Annotated in this window: 19 protein-coding genes; 12 read left to right on the top strand and 7 right to left on the bottom strand. The window is 65.1% G+C overall.

From position 1 onward, the window contains the following. Positions 1-88: 88 nt before the first annotated feature. Positions 89-1,648: a long-chain-fatty-acid--CoA ligase gene (locus ACTIEZ_RS12975; RefSeq protein ID WP_439547106.1), complete on the top strand. Its 1,560-nt coding sequence runs from the start codon at positions 89-91 to the stop codon at positions 1,646-1,648. 92 nt (positions 1,649-1,740) lie between these two features. Here ACTIEZ_RS12975 and ACTIEZ_RS12970 read toward each other — a convergent pair whose 3' ends face one another. Next, entirely contained in the window at positions 1,741-2,034 is a 294-nt protein-coding gene (locus ACTIEZ_RS12970; RefSeq protein ID WP_439547105.1) for a hypothetical protein, read from the bottom strand. A 211-nt stretch (positions 2,035-2,245) separates the two neighbouring features. On the opposite strand from ACTIEZ_RS12970, the gene ACTIEZ_RS12965 reads away from it, so the two are divergent. The 4 genes from ACTIEZ_RS12965 to ACTIEZ_RS12950 all read left to right on the top strand — a co-directional run bounded on the left by ACTIEZ_RS12965 (position 2,246) and on the right by ACTIEZ_RS12950 (position 7,000). Beyond that, positions 2,246-3,115, top strand: a complete 870-nt coding sequence (locus ACTIEZ_RS12965) for a 3-hydroxybutyryl-CoA dehydrogenase (protein ID WP_439547104.1) — start codon at positions 2,246-2,248, stop codon at positions 3,113-3,115. 12 nt (positions 3,116-3,127) lie between these two features. Next, positions 3,128-4,027, top strand: coding sequence for an acetylglutamate kinase (argB, locus tag ACTIEZ_RS12960; protein WP_439547103.1), 900 nt, complete (start codon positions 3,128-3,130; stop codon positions 4,025-4,027). A 157-nt stretch (positions 4,028-4,184) separates the two neighbouring features. Then, on the top strand, positions 4,185-6,212 hold the full coding sequence (locus tag ACTIEZ_RS12955; RefSeq protein WP_439547102.1) for a S9 family peptidase: 2,028 nt from the start codon (positions 4,185-4,187) through the stop codon (positions 6,210-6,212). 134 nt (positions 6,213-6,346) lie between these two features. Next, on the top strand, positions 6,347-7,000 hold the full coding sequence (locus tag ACTIEZ_RS12950) for a PEPxxWA-CTERM sorting domain-containing protein (RefSeq protein WP_439547101.1): 654 nt from the start codon (positions 6,347-6,349) through the stop codon (positions 6,998-7,000). Between the two features lie 40 nt (positions 7,001-7,040). Here the strand turns inward: ACTIEZ_RS12950 and ACTIEZ_RS12945 are convergent, their stop codons facing one another. The 5 genes from ACTIEZ_RS12945 to thrS all read right to left on the bottom strand — a co-directional run bounded on the left by ACTIEZ_RS12945 (position 7,041) and on the right by thrS (position 12,836). Beyond that, complete coding sequence (locus ACTIEZ_RS12945; protein ID WP_439547100.1) at positions 7,041-7,667, bottom strand: NAD(P)-dependent oxidoreductase; 627 nt, start codon at positions 7,665-7,667, stop codon at positions 7,041-7,043. Between the two features lie 94 nt (positions 7,668-7,761). Then, complete coding sequence (locus ACTIEZ_RS12940; protein ID WP_439547099.1) at positions 7,762-9,219, bottom strand: TolC family outer membrane protein; 1,458 nt, start codon at positions 9,217-9,219, stop codon at positions 7,762-7,764. A 191-nt stretch (positions 9,220-9,410) separates the two neighbouring features. Further along, complete coding sequence (locus ACTIEZ_RS12935; protein WP_439547098.1) at positions 9,411-10,304, bottom strand: c-type cytochrome; 894 nt, start codon at positions 10,302-10,304, stop codon at positions 9,411-9,413. Between the two features lies 1 nt (position 10,305). After that, positions 10,306-10,743: a c-type cytochrome gene (locus tag ACTIEZ_RS12930; protein ID WP_439547097.1), complete on the bottom strand. Its 438-nt coding sequence runs from the start codon at positions 10,741-10,743 to the stop codon at positions 10,306-10,308. An 89-nt stretch (positions 10,744-10,832) separates the two neighbouring features. Beyond that, the gene (gene thrS, locus ACTIEZ_RS12925) at positions 10,833-12,836 is read right to left on the bottom strand and encodes a threonine--tRNA ligase (RefSeq protein WP_439547096.1); all 2,004 of its coding nucleotides are present in this window, start codon (positions 12,834-12,836) and stop codon (positions 10,833-10,835) included. Positions 12,837-12,992: 156 nt separating this feature from the next. Here thrS and ACTIEZ_RS12920 point away from each other — a divergent pair, with 156 nt between their 5' ends. From ACTIEZ_RS12920 to ACTIEZ_RS12890, 7 genes are read left to right on the top strand one after another with little or no spacing between them, the layout of a single operon-like run. After that, positions 12,993-14,339 carry an aminopeptidase P N-terminal domain-containing protein gene (locus ACTIEZ_RS12920; protein WP_439547095.1) on the top strand — a complete coding sequence of 449 codons (1,347 nt, stop codon included), beginning with the start codon at positions 12,993-12,995 and terminating at the stop codon, positions 14,337-14,339. Positions 14,340-14,397: 58 nt separating this feature from the next. After that, on the top strand, positions 14,398-15,132 hold the full coding sequence (locus ACTIEZ_RS12915) for an alpha/beta fold hydrolase (RefSeq protein ID WP_439547094.1): 735 nt from the start codon (positions 14,398-14,400) through the stop codon (positions 15,130-15,132). 5 nt (positions 15,133-15,137) lie between these two features. After that, entirely contained in the window at positions 15,138-15,926 is a 789-nt protein-coding gene (locus ACTIEZ_RS12910; protein WP_439547093.1) for a tetratricopeptide repeat protein, read from the top strand. Further along, a complete protein-coding gene (locus tag ACTIEZ_RS12905) occupies positions 15,926-16,357 on the top strand; it encodes an acyl-CoA thioesterase (protein WP_439547092.1) in 432 nt (143 codons plus the stop codon). The genes ACTIEZ_RS12910 and ACTIEZ_RS12905 overlap by 1 nt, the downstream gene beginning before the upstream one ends. Next, a complete protein-coding gene (locus ACTIEZ_RS12900) occupies positions 16,354-16,770 on the top strand; it encodes a VOC family protein (protein ID WP_439547091.1) in 417 nt (138 codons plus the stop codon). Before ACTIEZ_RS12905 ends, ACTIEZ_RS12900 begins: the two co-directional genes overlap by 4 nt. Before the next feature lies 1 nt (position 16,771). Next, positions 16,772-17,494 (top strand): hydroxyacylglutathione hydrolase, encoded by a 723-nt coding sequence (gene gloB, locus ACTIEZ_RS12895; protein WP_439547090.1) that lies wholly within the window; start codon positions 16,772-16,774, stop codon positions 17,492-17,494. Between the two features lie 44 nt (positions 17,495-17,538). Then, positions 17,539-17,916 (top strand): hypothetical protein, encoded by a 378-nt coding sequence (locus tag ACTIEZ_RS12890; protein WP_439547089.1) that lies wholly within the window; start codon positions 17,539-17,541, stop codon positions 17,914-17,916. A gap of 1 nt (position 17,917) precedes the next feature. On the opposite strand, the gene gshB is transcribed toward ACTIEZ_RS12890, so the two are convergent. Next, entirely contained in the window at positions 17,918-18,874 is a 957-nt protein-coding gene (gene gshB, locus ACTIEZ_RS12885) for a glutathione synthase (RefSeq protein ID WP_439547088.1), read from the bottom strand. Between the last annotated feature and the right edge of the window lie 2 nt (positions 18,875-18,876).

Below are 18,876 nucleotides of genomic sequence, written 5' to 3'. Positions count from 1 at the left end.
CCGTGCCCCCTGCCGGGCCGCAATCCACAGTGGCAAAATCGCCCGGCTTTCGGCAACATCGCGGCAGCAGACGAAAGGAATGCGCGCCATGTTCACCACGCTTGCCGATGTGACGGCTCATTTTGCCACCACCACGCCCGACAATATCGCGGTGCGCGCCGATGGCGTGGCGTGGAGCTTTGCGCAATTGCATGACCGCGAACGGCGCGCGGTGGCCGCGCTGCGCAGCCTGGGCGTGAAGCCGGGGGATCGGGTGGGCTGGTTGGCGCTCAATCACATCGAATATGCGACCCTGGTCTGTGCCTGTTTCCGGCTGGGTGCGGTGATGGTGGCGATCAACGCCCGGCTGGTGGCGCGGGAAATCGCCTATGTGCTGGGCGATGCCGGCATCAATGTGCTGGTGTCGGAATCCGCTTTCCTGCCGCTGGTGGTCGAGGCGCAGGCGACGACCGGGCTGGATAGTGTGCTGCTGCTGGATGCCGCCCATGAAGGCCGGCCGGCCTTTGGCGAATTCGTGACCGGTCATGCGCCCGATACGGCCGCCGTGGCTGCGGCACCGGATGATATCGCCGTGCAGATGTACACCAGCGGCACCACCGGCTTCCCCAAGGGGGCCCTGCTGTCGCACCGGCAATTGCTGGCGGCGATTGCCAAGCCGGGCCGGGTGGAAGGCGCCTCCTTCGGCCGCTGGCAGGACGGCGATGTGTCGTTGGTGGCCATGCCGGTGTTTCATGTCAGCGGTTCGCTGTGGCTGCTGCTGGGCATGGCGCACGGCGTGCCATCGGTGATCATGCCGCGGCCCGATATTGCCGGCATCGTGGCCACCATTGTCGAACAACGGGTGACGCATCTGGTGCTGGTGCCGGCGGTGATGCTGGCGATCAGCCTGTATCTGGAACAGGCGCCAGCCGATCTGGCTTGCGTGAAGGAGCTGCATTATGGCGCTTCGCCGATCCCGCTCGATGTGCTGCGCCGATCGATCCAGGCCTTCCCGCGCGCCGGCTTCGTGCAGGTCTATGGCGCCACCGAAACCTCGGCCAGCGTCACCTATCTGCCGCCCGAAGATCATGATCCGGCCGGCAACATCCGCATGCGCGGTTGCGGCAAGCCGTTTCCGGGTGATGCCATCCGCATCGTCGATGGTCATGGCCATGATCTGCCGCCCGGCGCGGTCGGGGAGATCCTGATCAGATCACCCAGCAACATGACCGGTTATCACAACAAGCCCGAGGCGACCGCCAAGGTGTTGATCGATGGCTGGTATCACAGCGGCGATGCCGGCTATCTGGATGAAGATGGCTATCTGTATATCCACGACCGCGTGAAGGACATGATCGTGTCGGGCGCGGAGAATATCTATCCGGCGGAAGTGGAAAACGCCCTGCACGAACACCCGGCCGTGGCCGATTGCGCGGTGATCGGCGTGCCGGATGAAAAATGGGGCGAAGCGGTGAAGGCCATCGTGGTGAAGCGCGGCGACGTGACGGCGGCCGAACTGATCGCCTTCGCGCGGGATCGCATCGCCGGCTATAAATTGCCCAAGAGCGTGGACTTCATCGATGTGCTGCCCAGGAACCCCAGCGGAAAGATCCTGAAGAAGGATCTGCGCGAACCCTATTGGGCCGGGCGGACGCGCAACGTGAATTGAACGGTTAGCCGCGCCTCCAGCTGAAACTGCCGGCAATAAAAGGGCGGCCCGGCGCGATCGCCGGGCCGCCCTGCATCAGTAAGGCAGCAGCCTTACTTGGGATTTTGCAGATCCTTGCCGGCTTCTTCCAGCGCTTCGCCGGTGTTCTGCTTGGCATCGGCGGCGGCCGCTTCGGCGTTGTCGCCAGCGCGTGCCATGGCATCGCCGGTGTCTTCAGCGGCGTTTTCGATGGCATTGCCAGCAGCGTCGACGTTGCGGGCGGTGTCGTCACCAGCGGATTCGACGGTGGTTTCAGCCGATTCGCCGGTCTTGTCCGAACAGGCAGCCAGCGCGAACGTGGCCACACCAGCGAGCAGAAGCTGCGCGAACTTGGTTTGCATGGTCATGCGTTTGATATCCTTTGGTCTGTACGATGCCGACCCTGTATCGATCCATCGTGCAGTCCCTTTACATTGTATTTTGCAAAATTCAAATCCCTACTAAACAGGTGGGAAAAAGACTTCAGCGCGGCGCTTGTAATCACGGTCTTGCCTTTCAGTCTGTGCATGGCCCTGCTATCGCGCCGCCATCAACGGGATTCAAGACGGGACAGCGGATATGCAGACCATCGGAGTGATCGGGGCGGGCCTGATGGGCAATGGCATCGCCCATATCGCCGCGCAGGCCGGATACGACGTGATCCTGAGTGATGTTGCCATGGACCGCTGCGCGGCGGCGCGCACCACCATCGCGAAAAACATGGCGCGGCAGGTGAGCAAGGGCGTGCTGAACCAGGCCCAGGCCGACGCCGCGCTGGGCCGCATCCGCCTGACCACCGACAATGGCGATTTCGCTTCCGCCGATCTGGTGATCGAGGCGGCCACTGAAAATGAAGGCGTGAAGGGCAAGATCTTCGCCCGGCTTGCCGATGTGCTGAAGCCCGATGCGCTGCTGGCCAGCAACACCAGCAGCATTTCGATCACCCGGCTGGCGGCTGCCACTGGCCGGGCGGATCGGTTTTGCGGGCTGCATTTCTTCAATCCGGTGCCGTTGATGGCGCTGGTGGAAATCATTCCCGGCCTGGCGACGTCGCATGAAACGACCGCGATCATGCAGGCCTTTGCGGCCAGGCTCGGCAAGACGGCGATCCTGGCTGGTGATGCCCCGGCGTTCATCGTCAACCGCGTGCTGTGCCCGATGCTGAACGAAGCGATCTTTGCGCTCGGGGATGGGGTGGGCAGTGTTGCCGATATCGATGCCGGGCTGAAGCTGGGCGCCAATCACCCGATGGGGCCGCTGGCGCTCGCCGATTTCGTTGGGCTGGATACGCTGCTGTCCATCATGCAGGTGATGCAGGCCGGCACCGGCGATCCCAAATATCGCCCGGCGCCGCTGCTGGTGAAGCATGTCGAGGCTGGCTGGCTGGGCCGCAAATCCGGACGCGGATTCTATGATTACAGCGGGCCTGAGCCCGTGCCGACACGCTGACAGGACACGCCCATGAACGCACATGCCCCGCACCCCGACATGCTGGCCAAGACGGAGACGCTGATCGAGGCGCTGCCCTATCTGCAGCGCTATGCCGGCAAGACGTTCGTGGTGAAATATGGCGGCCATGCCATGGGCGATGCCGAGCGCGCGCGCGATTTCGCCGAGGATATCGTGCTGCTGAAGGCGGTGGGCATCAACCCGGTGGTGGTGCACGGCGGCGGCCCGCAGATCGGGTCCCTGCTCAAGCGGCTGGGCATCGAAAGCCGGTTTGTCGATGGCCTGCGCGTGACCGATGCCGCCACTGCGCAAGTGGCGGAGATGGTGCTGGCTGGCAGCATCAACAAGGAAATCGTCGCCCATATCGCCCAGGCGGGGGGCCGCGCCGTGGGCATCAGCGGCAAGGACGCCGGGCTGGTGATCGCCACCAAGGTCGAGCGGACGGTGAAGGACCCGGGCAGCGCCATCGAGCAGGCGGTGGACCTGGGCTTCGTCGGCGAACCGGCAAGTGTTGATCGCAGCATCATCGACACGCTGGTCGCGGCCGGCATCGTGCCGGTGATTGCCCCGGTCGCAGTGGGCGCGGATGGCCATACCTATAATATCAACGCCGATACCATGGCCGGGGCCATTGCCGGCGCCGTGGATGCCGCGCGACTGTTCCTGCTCACCGATGTGGCCGGCGTGTTGAACAAGGCCGGTGATCTGGTGACCGATCTGACGCCGGCAATCGTCGCCGATCTGATCGCCGATGGCACCATCACCGGCGGCATGATCCCCAAGCTGGAAACCTGCGTGGCGGCGGTGGCGGCCGGCGTCGATGCGGCGGTGATCCTGGATGGCCGCGTGCCGCATGCGCTGCTGCTGGAAATCTTCACGCGCAAGGGGGCCGGCACGCTGGTGCGGGCGTGACCTGCTGATTGTTGCAGGAATGCGAGATTTCCTTACGGCATCCAGATCAATGATCTTCACGAACATCGATATAGCAGGGGCTTAACTGCATGCCTCTGCGCCACGATTGCTGCGCCTGCGCTGCGCTGCTAGCCTGCCGGTCATGGCGGGGGATCATATGAACATCACCAGAAATGCGTGGCATCGGCTGCTGATGCTGGTCATGCTGCTGTGGCTGAGCGGGCCGGCGCTGGCGCAGGATCGGCGCTTTTCGGCCGATGATCTGCCCAGGATCGTGCGCCTGGCCGATCCGCAGCTTTCGCCCGATGGCAAGGCGGTGGCGGTGGTTGTCGCCCGCGCCAACCTTATCGACAATCGCTGGGATGGGCTGCTCGTGCTGGTCGATGTCGCCAGCGGGGGTAGCCGTGTGCTCAGCCGCGATCGGCGCGGCATCAGCAGCGTGCGCTGGTCGCCCGACGGTCGGGCGCTGGCGTTTCTGGCGCTGGATGATGCTGGCCGCGCGCAGGTGCATGTCATGGCGATGGCCGGCGGGGATGCCCAGCGATTGACTGCGCATCCGACGTCGATCACTCACCTGGCCTGGCGCCCCGATGGCGGCGCGCTGGCCTTTGCCGCGGCCGATGCGGCGCCGGAACGCAGCGGCGAAGCCCGGTTCGAAGACGCGTTCGAGGTGGGCAACAACAGCTATCTGGATCGCACGCCGCGCCGGTCGACCCATGTCTGGACCGTGGTGCTGGCCGAAGGCATTCCCAAGCGCCTGACCAGCGGGCCGCGCTCCATCCCGATCGGCCTGCCGCCGTCCGGCCCGCCGTCGCAACTGCAGTGGACGCCGGACGGCGCCGGCATCCTGTTCGTGCAGGCCGATACCACTGCCACCGGCGACGCCGACAGCAGCCGGCTGGCGTTGATCGATGTCGCAACCGGCGCGGTGCGGACGATCCTGCCGGGCACGGCGCGGCAATCGCTGCCGATATTGTCGCCCGATGGCCGCATGGTCGCCTTTGTCGGCGCGCGCGGCGGCGTGGCGGCGCACCAGAGCCGGGTGATGGTGGCGCCCATCGCTGGCGGCAGCGCCAACGATGTCGCCCCGGCGCTCGATGTGGCGCTCGATCTGGTCGGCTGGCTGCCCGATGGCAAGACGGTGGTGATCAGCGGCACCGAAGGCACCCACAGCGGCCTCTGGCTGGCGCGCGATGGCAAGGCGACGCGGATCAATCTGGGCAATCTCGATCCGGTGACGGCCACCACCGCCAGGGGCGCCATCGCCTTCACGGCGACCACCGCCGATCGGCCGGCCGAATTGTTCGTGATGCCCGCGGTGGGTGCCAAACCAGTGGCGCTGACCAGGGTGCAGACGGCGCTCGATGGCGTCACCCTGGGCCGCCAGGAAACCATCAGTTGGCAGAGCGACGGCATGACCGCCGATGGCGTGCTGACCTACCCGCCGGGCCATACGCCGGGCACGAAATTGCCGCTGGTGCTCTATATTCACGGCGGCCCGGTGGCGGCATCGAAACAATCGTTCAGCACATCGGCGCAGATCCTGGCGGCGCAGGGCTGGCTGGTGCTGGAGCCCAATTATCGCGGCAGCAACAACCGCGGCCACGCCTTTCAGGAAGCCATCATCGGTGACGCCGTGGCCGGGCCGGGGCGTGATATCATGGCCGGCGTCGCCAGCCTGGAACAGCGCGGCCTGATCGACCGCAATCGCATGGCAGTGACCGGCTGGTCCTATGGCGGAATGATGACAAGCTGGTTGATCGGCGCCTATCCCGATGCCTGGAAAGCCGCGGTGGCCGGTGCGCCGGTGACCGATATCGTCGATCAATATACCACCGCCGACAATAATCGCGCCCGCGCCAGCCAATATGGCCCGTCGCCGTTCGTGGGGGACAATATGGCGAGCTATGCCAGACAGTCGCCGATTTCACTGGCCTGGCGCGCGCGGGCGCCGACGTTGATCATGGCCGATGTCGGTGACTGGCGGGTGACGATCCCCCAAGCCTATAAGCTGTATCACGCGCTGTCGGACAACAAGGTGCCGGTGAAATTCATTGCCTATCCGGTGCCCGGCCACAGTCCGGCGGACCCGATTCGCGCCCGCGATGTGTGGCGGCGCTGGGTGGCGTGGCTGCATCTTTATCTCGGATTGTCGCGCGAAGAGACCGTTTTGTCGCAAGATTAGCGATACAGCGGCTTCAGCCTCACTTGATTGCAAACTTACTCTGCGATTACTCAAGTGGGACGAAAGTAAATCGAACATTCAATTGTCCGAAAAAATTTCGACAGCGAGGGAGAGCGGGGAGGACAGTTCGTGCAATGATCTTGGCTGCTGGCGTGGGGCTGGCGGCCGTACAGGCGCAGGCAGCGGTGTTCAAGCCGACGGGGGCGACCGCCTCGAGCTTTTTCAACAGCGATTATGTGCCGGAAAATACCATCAACGGCTCGGGCCTGACTGGTGCCGGCACCGATATCACCCAAGCGCATGGTATATATGTCCAAGGCAACCACTGGACGACAGCGTTCCAAACCCAGCCGACCACGCAGTGGATCGACTGGACATTCAACAGCCCCGTCACCATGGGCGCGGCCTACATCTGGAACCACCAGTCCACGCTGCCATTGGCTGCCAATTCGGGTTACGACGTCACCCTGTTCGATCTGACCTTGTTCGACAGCAACGACAATATCCTGCTGTTCATCGACGATCATGCGCTGCTGCCAGACAATGCCTTTGCCCAGCGCATCGATTTCGCACTGACCAGCAATGTGTCGCGCGTACGTTTCGACATCGAAGCCGTGCAATCGTCGCCCAGCTTCACCGGCCTTGCCGAAGTGGCATTCGACAGCCAATCCTTCGTGACGCCAGCCATTCCGGAACCGGCAAGCTGGATGATGTTGATCACCGGTTTCGGCCTGACCGGCGCTGCAATGCGCCGGCGTGGTCGCCAACTGGCGCGCGGAACCGCCTGAACCGCTGCAGCGCCCGCCCTGCATGGGGCGGGCGCCGCCTTCAGGCGAAATGCCCGACCAGCGGCTTGGCGTGCTGCCAGCGATGCTGTTCCACCGCATCCAGCACGACTTCCGCCACTTCGCCGCGGGTGACTGCGGCCACCTGCACATGCGCCGGTACCGGCCAGACCGCGTGCAGGCCGCCTTTCAACGGGCCATCGGCGATCGGGCCGGGGCGGATGATCGTCCAATCAAGATCGCTGGCGGCAATCAGCGTTTCCTGTGCATCCTTGTCCGGGTGGCGATCGCGGCCGAACAGCGGGTACAGGACACGACTGGGCAGCCAGTTGCTGGCGCTGCAGGTTTCACCGCCGCGTGCGCCGGTGATTGCCACCAGCCGGCGCACGCCAGCATCGACCATCGCATCCAGCAGCACACGCGTCGCATCGGAAAACAACGTGGCCGGCGCCGACGCATCGACCCCAAGCGCGAAGATCACCGCATCATGGCCAGGCACCACGCCGGCCAGCAGCCCGGCATCATCGGGCGCACCAACTGCCGGCACCGCGCCGGCCGGCACCCGCGCCGCGCTGCGGCTCTGGCCCGTCACCTGATGGCCGCGGATCATGGCTTCGCCAACAATCAACCGGCCCAGCCGACCTGATGCTCCGATTACCAGCAGTCGCACAACACCCACCCCTGCGGATCAATACCCACATGGTTTTGTGTCATGCTGCGCTGCAGCAGACAAGCCCTGCGGGGCAGGGCATTGGTATTTTGCGTCAGTTTTGTGGCGCGCTGACCGGCTTGGCATCCTGTGCTGGCGTGTTCACCGTGCGCGTGCTGCGGATCATCGGCGCGTCGCGGCCCGACCAGTCGAGGAAGTTGCCGCGCACCTGGCGATAATTCAGGTCTGCATCATAAAGTTGCAGGCCTTCCAGATCGAGATCGCGGGCCTCGGCATTGCCCATCGCCGCCAGCAGCGTGAAGCCGGCGACATAGGCATTGCGCCGGGCGGTTGCCAGCGTGACGCGGGCGTTGATCAGTTCCTGTTCGGCGTTGAGCACTTCGATGATGGTGCGGTTGCCCACGCCGTTTTCGGCGCGCACGCCTTCCAGGCTGAGATCATTGGCAGCAATGGCCGCTTCGGCGGATTTGATCACATCCAGGCTGGCGCGCCAACTGGCAAAGGCGGCGCGCACCTGCTGGATCACGCTGCGTTCGGTGCCGATCTGGTTTTCCATCGCGGCAGTCTTGCGGGCCTGGGCCTGGCGGATCTGCGCGGATGGCCGCCCGCCCTGGAAGATCGGCAGCGAGAATTGCGCGCCCACGGCGGCGGATTCCTGCGTTGCCGGAATGTTGAGCTGCAGCCCCGGTGGCACGATGGCGCCGCCGAAGTTGTCGCTGCGGTTGAAATTGCCGATTGCTGCCAAGGTCGGCAGGCGGGCAGCCCGTGCCGATTTCACATCGAAGCCGGCGGCTTCGCTGTTCTTGGTGGCAGCGGCGATATCGGGATTTTCCTTGATGGCGATTTCCACCGCTTCATTCACGTCGGTGGGCAGATTGGGCAGCGGCGGCGGCGGCGTCAGATCGGTCGGGGCTTCGCCGACCTGCTGAATATAGCGTTCCTTCGATGCGATCAGATTGGCTTCGGCATTGCGCAGATCGGCGCGGGCCTGGCTCAACCGCGCTTCGGATTGGGCAACATCGGTGCGGGTGAGATCGCCGACCTCGAACCGATCATTGGTGGCGCGCAGATTGACATCGAGCTGGCTGACATTGGCACGGTTCAGCTCGACGATGGCCATGTCGCGGATCACGTCGTTATAGGCGGCCACCACCTGGCTGAACACGCTGGCTTCGGTGGCGCGCAGCGTTTCGGCACCGGCGGCCACGCGGGCGTCGGCAGCGCGAATGCCATTTTTCACCAGCCCGCCCTGATAGATCGGCACCTGCAACTGCGCCTGCGTGTTCATGCTGCGCGGAATGACGATGAACTGGCCGGGCGGAATCAGCACATTCTCGTTGAAGGTGGAGTTCAACTGCAGCGACGGCAGGCTGCTGGCGCGCTGGATGGTCACATTCTCATCGGTCGCCATCTGGTTGGCGCGGGCGGCATTGAGGGTCGGATTGGTCTGATAGGCCTTGATCAGCGCCCCTTGCAGGGTTTCAGCACTGGCTGCGCCGGGCAGCGCCAGCATGGTGCCGGCAAACAGGGCGGAGATCAGGCGTTTGCGCACCAAAGTGCGGATCGGTGCGCCCCCCCTTGGGCCCCCCTTAGAGCAACGCATCTGCATTCACGTCATTCCTTCGTTCAGACCAGCCGTGTCTTCACGGCCTGCCGGCGCCCCCCGCCGGTGCCGTATAGAGGCAAGACACAGCCGGGCCAAGAGGCCCACCCTGCAAATTTGAGCAACGACCAAATCTGCGATCATTTCACCGCAGGCACGGCTTTCAGATAGGCGGCGATGGCGGCGCGATCGGCATCCGTCAACTGCGCCATGTTGGCCTGCACCGCCACCATGGTGCCGCCCACCGAATCATATTCGGGCGTGAAGCCGGTTTTCAGATAATCGGCGATCTCGGCTGCGCTCCAGGTCAGTTTGCCGGGCGTGATGTTGGGGATCATGCCCTTACCCTCCGGGTTGGGTGCGCCGGCCAGCCAATTGGCCTTGTCGATTCCGCCGAACTGGGTGCGCGGGGCGTGGCATTCGCTGCAGTGGCCCGGCCCTTCCACCAGATATTGCCCGTCACGCACGGCCTGGGGAGCGTCCGCCGGCAAGGCAATCACCGGCGCATCATCCAGATAAAGCCGCTTCCACAGGCCGATGCCGCGGCGGATGTTGAACGGGAACGCGATGTCGCCTTCGGCTGGCTTGCCCGCCACGGCGGGCAGCGACTGCAGATAGGCGAACAGATCGGCGATGTCCGCCGCCGTCATGCGGGCATAGCTGGTGTAGGGGAAGGCCGGATAATAATGGCGGCCTTGCGGAGACACGCCGCGGCGCATGGCGTTGTCGAACTCGGCCAGCGTCCAGCCCGCCAGACCATCGGGACCGGGCGAGATGTTGGGCGGCTGGAAATCGCCGAACTGCGTGGCCAGCACGGCGCCGCCGCCCAGTTTCAGCTTGCCATCGCCCTTGGCGCCCTTTTCCGCATGGCAGGATGCGCAGCCGCCGGCCCAGAAGATGCGCGCGCCGCGGGTGGTATCGCCGGGCGCTTGAGCGACCTGGGCATCAGGCAATGTGACGGGGGCGGTGACGATCCACCCCGCCACCGCGCCAACCAGGATCAGCCCGAACAGGCCCGCGAGCAGCCGCCGCATGTCAACCCTTCTTGACGCGGAAGCCTTCGTGGCAGCTCTTGCAGTTGGCGGTGACCATGCCGAATGCCTTGCCGAAATCGGCGGCGGTGGCCGGCTTCATTGCGGCGGCGGCAGCGGTGTCCTTCTGGAACTTGTCGGTGGCTATCTTCCAATCGGCGGGCATCGACCAGATCGCCGAGGAGGCTTCGGTGTCGCCGGTGTTGCTGCCGGCCGGGAAATGCGTGGGGAACGCCTTGGCGGCGGCGGCATAATTGGCCAGGATCTTGTTGGCGGTGGCGGCATCGAATGGCGTCGCGCCTTTCAGCATGTCGCCGCCCATCTTGGTGTCACGGCCATTGCCCTTCATGATCGCCTGGCGATCCTCGATCGGGCCTGCGGCGGCATTGGCGGCGGGCAGGATGATGGCGGTGGCCAGAACGGCCGCAACGAACATGCGCATGAAAATCTCCCTCGATTGCCTTTCGGCTGCAACCTTCATACCCTGCGACACTGGTTCAAGCCATGGCCGAATTGGCGCAGGCGGGATGATCAGCCCCGCAAATCAGGTGGTGTGGCTTCGGCCAGCAGTTTTGCCACCGCATCGGCCAGCGGCATGAAGCTTTGCTGGCCGCCGTTCAGGCTGCGCAGCGCCACCGTGCCTTCCTCGGCTTCACGGCGGCCGACAACCAGCATGTAGGGCGATTTCTGCAAGCTGTGCTCGCGCACCTTCAGGTTGATCTTCTCGTTCCTGAGATCGGTTTCCACGCGGAGGCCAGCCTTGCGCAATGTGGCCGCAACCTGTTCGGCATAATCGTCGGCATCCGAAACGATGGTCGCCACCACGGCCTGCACCGGCGCCAGCCACACCGGGAACCAGCCGGCATGATGCTCGATCAATATGCCGATGAAGCGTTCATAGGTGCCCAATATGGCCCGGTGCAGCATCACCGGGCGGTGGCGGTTGCCGTCTTCGCCCACATAGGTGGCGTCCAGCCGTTCGGGCAGCACCCGGTCGGACTGGATGGTGCCGCACTGCCAGGTGCGCCCGATGGCATCGGTGAGGTGGAATTCCAGCTTGGGCGCATAGAAGGCGCCTTCGCCCGGCAGTTCTTCCCAGCCGAATTCGTCCGTGGCGCGGCCAGAGGCGATCACGGCATTGCGCAGTTCGGCTTCGGCCTGATCCCACATCGCATCGCTGCCGAAGCGCTTTTCCGGGCGCAGCGCCAGCTTGATCGAATAATGATCGAAGCCCAGATCCATGTAAACGGTGTCGAGCAGGTCGCAGAACATCTGCACTTCGGCGACGATCTGGTCTTCGCGGCAGAAGATATGGCCATCGTCCTGGGTGAACTGGCGCACGCGCATGATGCCGTGCAGCGCGCCGTGCGGCTCATTGCGGTGGCAGCAGCCCATTTCGGCCAGCCGCAGCGGCAGATCGCGATAGCTCTTGATGCCCTGGCGGAAGATCAGCACATGCGCCGGGCAGTTCATGGGTTTCAGCGCCATCCACTGCGCGTCATTGCTCACCACCGGGCCTTCGTCTTCGGTATTTGGCACTTCGTCGGGGATGACGAACATATTCTCGCGATATTTGCCCCAGTGGCCGGATTGTTCCCATTGGCGCGCGTCCATGATCTGCGGGGTCTTCACTTCGCTGTACCCGGCTGGATCGAGCCGGCGGCGCATATAGGCCTCCAGTTCGCGATAGATCACGAAACCGCGCGGGTGCCAGAACACGCTGCCATGGGCGACCTCTTCCAGATGGAACAGGTCCATCTCGCGGCCCAGCTTGCGGTGGTCGCGCTTGGCGGCTTCCTCCAGGCGCAGCAGATGCGCGTCGAGCTGCTTCTTGTTGAGCCAGCCGGTGCCATAGATGCGGGACAGCATCGCGTTGTTCTGATCGCCGCGCCAATAGGCGCCGGACACGCGCGTCAGCTTGAAGGCGGCCGGATCGAGTTTGCCGGTGGAGGGCAGGTGTGGCCCCTTGCACATGTCCATCCAGTCGGCACCCGACCAATAGACGGACAGTTCCTCCCCGTCGGGCAGGGCCGCGGCCCATTCGGCCTTGAAGCTCTCGCCCGCCGCCTGCCAGCGCTCGATCAGCGCCTGGCGGCTCCACACTTCACGCTTCAGTGGCTTGTCGGCGCGAATGATGGCGCGCATCGCGTCTTCGATGGCGGGCAGATCATCCTCGGTGAAAGCACCGCGATCCGCGGGCGGCGCGACATCGTAATAAAACCCATCGTCCGTGGACGGGCCAAAGGTGATCTGCGTGCCGGGAAACAGCGTCTGCACCGCTTCGGCCAGCACATGCGCGAAATCATGGCGCGCCAGTTCCAGCGCGTCGGCCTCATCGCGTGCCGTCACCAGTGCCAGGCACGCATCGGCCTCGATCGGCCGGGACAGATCGACGAGTTCGCCATCCAGCTTCGCCGCCAGCGCCGCCTTGGCCAACCCAGGCCCGATGCTCGCCGCCACGTCGGCGCCGGTGGTCCCGCGCGCGACGTCGCGCTGCGACCCATCGGGGAGCGTGAGGGTGATGAGGTCGGACATGGTGGCCTTTGTGCAATCTGGATGCTGCCCCGATCGGCAGCAAGCTGTGCCTAATCAAAATTGCGTGGCGTCGCCACCCGCAACTTGCTGGCAGGGCTGATGGCGCTGGACGGATGCGCGCTTGTCTGCCAGCTTTTCACATCTTGGGGTGGGGGAATGAACATGCTGCTGGGTCGCCGTGAACTTATGGCGGGCATGGTTTCGGCGGCCGCGCTGCCGCCAACCGGCGCCGCCGCGCAAGTGATGCCCGGGCCGGGCTTTGCCACGCCGATCGGCACCAGCCCGTTTGCGCCAGAGGTTTATCGGGCGCGCCGGGCGCAGGTGATGGCGCAATTGAAAACCGGGCTTGCGGTGATCTATGGCGCGGTGCCACCGCCGTCGGTTGACAATGTGATTTCTGCACCGTTTCAGCAGAATGGTGATTTCGCCTGGCTGACCGGCATCCGCGATGAACCGGGCGCCATCCTGATCCTCGCGCCGGCGGAGGCCGATGTGCAGGAATGGCTGCTGCTGCCATCGCGCAATGTCGAAGCCGAACGCTGGGATGTCGAACGGCTGCCGCTGGGGTCCATCATGGAGCAGCGGACGGGTGTGCAGCGCGTCCTGCGCAGCGGTGCGCTTGGCGGCCTGGCGACGATGCTTGCCAGCCGCGGCAAGGATCTGCATTTTCTGGGGCCGATCGTCTCGGCCGATGCGCCGCCACCGCCCGTGCTCGAGCTTTATGGCAAGATCGCGGGCCGCGTGCCGGGCACCAGCATCCGCGATCATTCCGGCCTGTTGACGGCGCTGCGCACCGTGAAGGAGCCGCGCGAGCTGGATTTGATGCGCAAGTCCATGGCCGCGACCCGCGCCGGGCATATGGCCGCGATGCGGGCGGTGAAGCCGGGGATGACGGAACGGGATTTGGGCCGCGTGCTGGAGGCGGCCTTTGCCGCAGCCGGTGGCACCGGCCTTGCCTATAGCAGCATTGTCGGCGCCGGGCGCAACGCGGCGTCGCTGCATTATGTCCAGCAGACCGGGCCGATCCGGGATGGCGACCTGGTGCTGATCGATGCGGCGGCGTCGGTGGATGGCTATAGCTGCGATGTCACCCGCACATTTCCGGCCAATGGTCGCTTCACGGCGCCGCAGCGCAAGCTTCATGATCTGGTGCTGTCAGCACAAGCCGCTGCGGAAACCAAACTCAAGGCCGGGGTGATGTTTCACGAACTGGAAGCGGCCGCCAAGGATGTGTTTCGCCGTGCCGGCATGATCGATGCGTTCGTGCATGGGCTGGGCCATTATGTGGGCCTTGATGTCCATGATGCCTTTGACCGGTCGAAACCGATCCCGGCGGGTGCGGTGATCACCATCGAGCCTGGTCTGTATGTGCAGGCGGAAAATTACGGCATCCGCATCGAGGATCAATATCTGGTGAAGGCAACCGCATCGGAACGCATGTCGGCCGGCATCCCGCGCAGCGCCGCCGAGATCGAGGCCTTCATGCGCGGCGGCGGCAAATAGGGTCTGAGGGGGTCCCCAGCCTTTCCAGCCAGCCGGGGCTGGCCTACAACCCTTCGCCATGAGCCATCCGCAGCAATTTCCGCACGGCGGCGCGTCGCTTGCCTATCGCTTCGTGCGCGGCACCGGCCCCTTGCTGGTGTTCCTGCCCGGCTACATGAGCGACATGACCGGCGGCAAGGCGACGGCGGTGGCGGATTGGGCGCGGGCGCAGGGCCGGGCCAGCTTGCGGCTGGATTATTCCGGCTGCGGGGCCAGCACGGGCGATTTTCTGGATGGCAGCATCGGGCGCTGGACCGATGATGCGCTGGCGCTCATCGATCATGTCTGGCCGGATGGCGATGTGCTGCTGGTCGGGTCGTCGATGGGCGGCTGGGTGGCGTTGCTGGCAGGCCAGCGCCTGAACAAGCGACTGGCCGGGCTGGTCGGCATTGCGGCGGCACCGGATTTTACCATCTGGGGCCTGACCATCGGTGAAGTGGATCGCCACCATCTGGAGGTGGACGGCTTCTTCACCCGGCCATCCGATTATGGTGCGTCCTATCGTTATTCGCGCGCGTTGATCGATGATGCGCCGGATCATCTGCTGATGGATGGCCTGATCCGCATCACGGCGCCGGTGCGGCTGCTGCATGGCCAGCGCGATGATGCGGTGCCGTGGCGGCTGGCGCTGGATATCGCGGCGCGGGTCACTGGCGACGATGTTCAGGTGCGGCTCATCAAGGATGGCGACCATCGCCTCTCCCGCGACAGCGATATCAAGGCGCTGATCGGCATGATCGAGGACCTGGTGTGAAGCGTTTGTTGCCTCTTTTGCTGCTGTTTGCGACGCCAGCGTTTGCTGCGCCGTCTGACCCGACCCGTTATCGCGCCTGCCTGGAAATGGCGCCGAAGGACCCGGCGCGCGCGCTGCAGATGGCCTATGGCTGGCGCATCGAAGGCGGCGGCGTCGCGGCGCAGCACTGCCTGGCCGTGGCGCAGATGCACGCCCGCCACCACGACGCCGCGCTGAAAAGCTATGATGCGGCCGGGCAGGCCAGCGAGGCGGCGCGCGACGGCCAGGCGATTGCGCTGTGGCGGCAGGCCGCCGATGCCGCGTTGATCGCGCAGCGGCCCGATCAAGCGGTGCACTTCCTGACCCGCGCGCTCGGCAAGCCGGGCGGGCTGGAGGTGTCCCCGCGCGCCGAGGCCGATCTGCTGGTGCTGCGCGCGCAGGCGCTGGTCGAGGACGACAAGCCGGACGCCGCCATGGCCGATCTGGCGCGTGCCACCGAAATCGCGCCCGATGGCTTTACGCCGTGGCTGCTGCGCGCCACGCTGGCCCGGCGCAGCGGCGATCTGGTGGCGGCCGAAAGCGCGCTGCTGAAGGCCGCGGCGCTGGCGCCGGAATCGCCGGATGTGGAACTGGAAGCCGGCAATATCGCGGCGGCCAAGGGCGAGACCGATCTGGCGCGTCAGGCCTGGGAAGCGGCCGCGGCCGATGGGCCCGATACGCCGGCTGGTGCTGCGGCCAGTGCTGCGCTGGGCCGCATGGGCCTGTCGCCGCAAAAGCCGCTGACGGATGCGATGCTGCCTGCTACACCCCGCTGATGGCTCGATCGGATTTTCGTTTCATCTGGACCCAGCGCGCCCGCTATGCCGAGGTTGATGCGCAGGCGGTTGTGTTCAACAGCCGCTATCTGGAATATTTCGATATCGGCATCACCGAATATTTCCGTAGCGTCGGCCTGTATCCTGAGCCCAATCTGCAGGGCGCGCCCGAATTGCATGTGGTGAAGGCCGAGGTCGTCTATCACGCGCCTGTGCTGCTCGATGAAATGATGGCGATTTGCGTGCGCTGCGAAAAAGTGGGCCGCACCTCGCTGACCTTCGCGTTCGAAGTGCACGGGGAAGGCGAGGACCTGCGCGCCAGCGGCACCGAGGTGCAGGTCCATGTCGATGAACCGCGCGGCCGGCCGACGCCTGTGCCGGACCATGTCGTCGCCCTGTTTGAAGCCTATGAAGGACGCGCGCTGAAATGAAATATCTCCACACCATGATCCGCGTGTCGGATGTGGCGCAAACGCTGCGCTTCTTCGAACTGCTCGGGCTCAAGGAACTGCGCCGTTATGACAATGACGCCGGCCGCTTCACCCTGATCTTCCTGGCCGCGCCGGGCGATGAAGACGCCCAGGTCGAACTGACCCACAATTGGGACGAAGCCGGCTATGGCGGCGGCCGCAATTTCGGCCATCTCGCCTATGCGGTGGACGATATCTATGCCAGCTGCCAACGCCTGATGGCGGGCGGCGTCACCATCAACCGGCCGCCGCGCGACGGCCGCATGGCCTTCGTGCGCAGCCCCGATGGCATTTCGGTGGAATTGCTGCAGGCCGGGCCGGCGCTGCCAGTGGCCGAACCCTGGGCGTCGATGCCCAATGTCGGGAGCTGGTGAGATGCTCGATATCATTGGCGTGCCGGTGCTGTCCGACAATTATGTCTGGCTCGCCCATGATGCGGCGACCGGTGAGACGGCGGTAATCGATCCGGCCGTGCCCGAACCGGTGCTGGCTGCAGCCAAGGAACGTGGCTGGAAAATCACCCAGATCCTCAACACGCACTGGCATCCCGATCATGTCGGCGGCAATGCGGTGATCGTGGCGGCGACCGGCGCCAAGGTGACGGGCCCGCGCGGCGAGGCGGCGAAGATCCCGCTGATCAGCCGCAGCGTCGGCGAAGGGGATGAAGTGCAGATCGGCGCCCACGTCGGCCGGGTCATCGACTGCCCGGCGCATACCGCCGGCCATATCGCCTTTGCCTTCGAAGGCGCGCTGTTCGCCGGCGACACATTATTCGCCATGGGCTGCGGGCGGTTGTTCGAAGGCACCGCCGAACAGATGCACAGTGCATTGGCCAAGTTCATGGCGCTGCCGCCGCGCACGTTGGTCTATTGCGCGCACGAATATACCCAATCCAACGCGCGCTTCGCCCTGACCGTAGAGCCGGACAACGCGGCGCTGGTGAACCGCGCCGAAGCGGTCGATCGGCTGCGCGCCCGGGGTGAACCGACCGTGCCGTTCAGCCTGGCAATGGAGGCCGCGACCAACCCGTTCGTGCGCGCCGGCAGCGTGGCGGAACTCGCCCGCCGCCGCGCCGCCAAGGACATGTTCCGCGGATAGGGGCGTTCACCATGGAGTCAGCAAGGCAGGCGCATGTTATGGGGATGATCAGGACAGGCCTTTTGCTGGCGGCACTGGCTGCCACCCCCGCCGTTGCACAGGATGCGCCGAAATCGCCCGTCAAACCGGTGGACTGTCTGCAGACGCGCAGCATCATGCAGGCCGAGGCGGCGTCCGACCGGCACTGGTATGCCAAGACCCGCGACGGCAAATGGTTTCGCAACAACATGGAATGCCCCAGCCTGGCGCCGTATCGCGCGCTGGTCCACATCAGCCCCATCGGCAGCCAATGCCGTGGTGACATCGTGCAGGTTGTCGATTTCACCATGGGCGGCATCAGCTTTGGCGGGTGCGGCCTGGGCAGTTGGGAAGAGGTCGAAGGCCTGCCGGGCAAGGTGAAGAAGGCGAAGAAGGCGAAGTAACTCAGCCGCGCGCTGCGATACGCCCTTCGATCGCATCCCAGATGCGTGCCGGTGTGTTGGTGCCATTGAACCGATCGATGGCGCGCAGGCCGGTGGGGGAAGTGACGTTGATTTCGGTCAAAAACCCACCGATCACGTCGATGCCGACGAAGATCAGCCCGCGCGCCTTCAGTTCCGGCCCGATCCGCGCGCAGATTTCCTGTTCGCGCGGCGTGAGTTCGGTCGGCTCCGCGCTGCCGCCGGCGGCCAGGTTTGATCGTATCTCGCCCTGCTTGGGCAGGCGGTTGATGGCGCCGGTCGGCTCGCCATCGACCAGCACGATGCGTTTGTCACCCATGGCGACGCTGGGCAGGAAGGCCTGCACCATGAAGGCTTCACGCCACACGCTGCCGAACAATTCGACCAGTGCCGGCAGATTGCCATCATTCTTGTCGATCAGGAACACCGCCGCGCCGGCATTGCCATAGAGCGGCTTGACGACGATGGCGCCGTGGCGGGCGCGGAAATCCATGGCCTCGGCGAGGCTGCGCGTGACCAGGGTGGGCGGCATCAGATCGGGAAAGCGCAGCACGAACAATTTTTCCGGCGCGTTGCGGACCTCGGCCGGGTCGTTCACCACCAGCGTCTTGTGCTGCACCTGCTCAAGCAGGTGCGTGGCGGTGATATAGCCCATGTCGAACGGCGGGTCCTGGCGCATCAGCACCACGTCCGCATCATTGGCCAGATCGATGGTCGCGGCTTCCCCCAGCCAGTCGAAGTGCGCGCCGACCTGGTTGATCACCCGCAGCGGCCGCGCGCGCGCGCGCACCTGACCATTTTCCGCCGACAGATCATCGGCGAGATAGTGCACCAGGCTGTGCCCGCGCGCCTGCGCCTCCTCCATCAGGGCGAAGGTCGAATCGCCGGCAATATTGATGGTTTCGATCCGGTCCATCTGGACCGCGACGCGCAATGTCATGA

Source organism: Sandarakinorhabdus sp., from assembly GCF_051860625.1.
Taxonomy (GTDB): Bacteria; Pseudomonadota; Alphaproteobacteria; order Sphingomonadales; family Sphingomonadaceae; genus Sandarakinorhabdus.
The sequence above is the reverse complement of the archived record's forward strand: the minus strand, read 5'-3'. Positions and strand labels throughout refer to the sequence as shown.

Bases quoted from the DNA above. Each gene is read 5' to 3' on its own strand.
- ACTIEZ_RS12920 (WP_439547095.1), top strand. From the start codon at position 12,993: ATGAACATGCTGCTGGGTCGCCGTGAACTTATGGCGGGCATGGTTTCG.
- ACTIEZ_RS12965 (WP_439547104.1), top strand. From the start codon at position 2,246: ATGCAGACCATCGGAGTGATCGGGGCGGGCCTGATGGGCAATGGCATC.
- gloB (WP_439547090.1), top strand. From the start codon at position 16,772: ATGCTCGATATCATTGGCGTGCCGGTGCTGTCCGACAATTATGTCTGG.
- ACTIEZ_RS12970 (WP_439547105.1), bottom strand. From the start codon at position 2,034: ATGACCATGCAAACCAAGTTCGCGCAGCTTCTGCTCGCTGGTGTGGCC.
- ACTIEZ_RS12955 (WP_439547102.1), top strand. From the start codon at position 4,185: ATGAACATCACCAGAAATGCGTGGCATCGGCTGCTGATGCTGGTCATG.
- ACTIEZ_RS12905 (WP_439547092.1), top strand. From the start codon at position 15,926: ATGGCTCGATCGGATTTTCGTTTCATCTGGACCCAGCGCGCCCGCTAT.
- ACTIEZ_RS12930 (WP_439547097.1), bottom strand. From the start codon at position 10,743: ATGCGCATGTTCGTTGCGGCCGTTCTGGCCACCGCCATCATCCTGCCC.
- ACTIEZ_RS12890 (WP_439547089.1), top strand. From the start codon at position 17,539: ATGATCAGGACAGGCCTTTTGCTGGCGGCACTGGCTGCCACCCCCGCC.
- ACTIEZ_RS12935 (WP_439547098.1), bottom strand. From the start codon at position 10,304: ATGCGGCGGCTGCTCGCGGGCCTGTTCGGGCTGATCCTGGTTGGCGCG.
- ACTIEZ_RS12900 (WP_439547091.1), top strand. From the start codon at position 16,354: ATGAAATATCTCCACACCATGATCCGCGTGTCGGATGTGGCGCAAACG.
- gshB (WP_439547088.1), bottom strand. From the start codon at position 18,874: ATGACATTGCGCGTCGCGGTCCAGATGGACCGGATCGAAACCATCAAT.
- argB (WP_439547103.1), top strand. From the start codon at position 3,128: ATGAACGCACATGCCCCGCACCCCGACATGCTGGCCAAGACGGAGACG.
- ACTIEZ_RS12915 (WP_439547094.1), top strand. From the start codon at position 14,398: ATGAGCCATCCGCAGCAATTTCCGCACGGCGGCGCGTCGCTTGCCTAT.
- thrS (WP_439547096.1), bottom strand. From the start codon at position 12,836: ATGTCCGACCTCATCACCCTCACGCTCCCCGATGGGTCGCAGCGCGAC.
- ACTIEZ_RS12950 (WP_439547101.1), top strand. From the start codon at position 6,347: ATGATCTTGGCTGCTGGCGTGGGGCTGGCGGCCGTACAGGCGCAGGCA.
- ACTIEZ_RS12975 (WP_439547106.1), top strand. From the start codon at position 89: ATGTTCACCACGCTTGCCGATGTGACGGCTCATTTTGCCACCACCACG.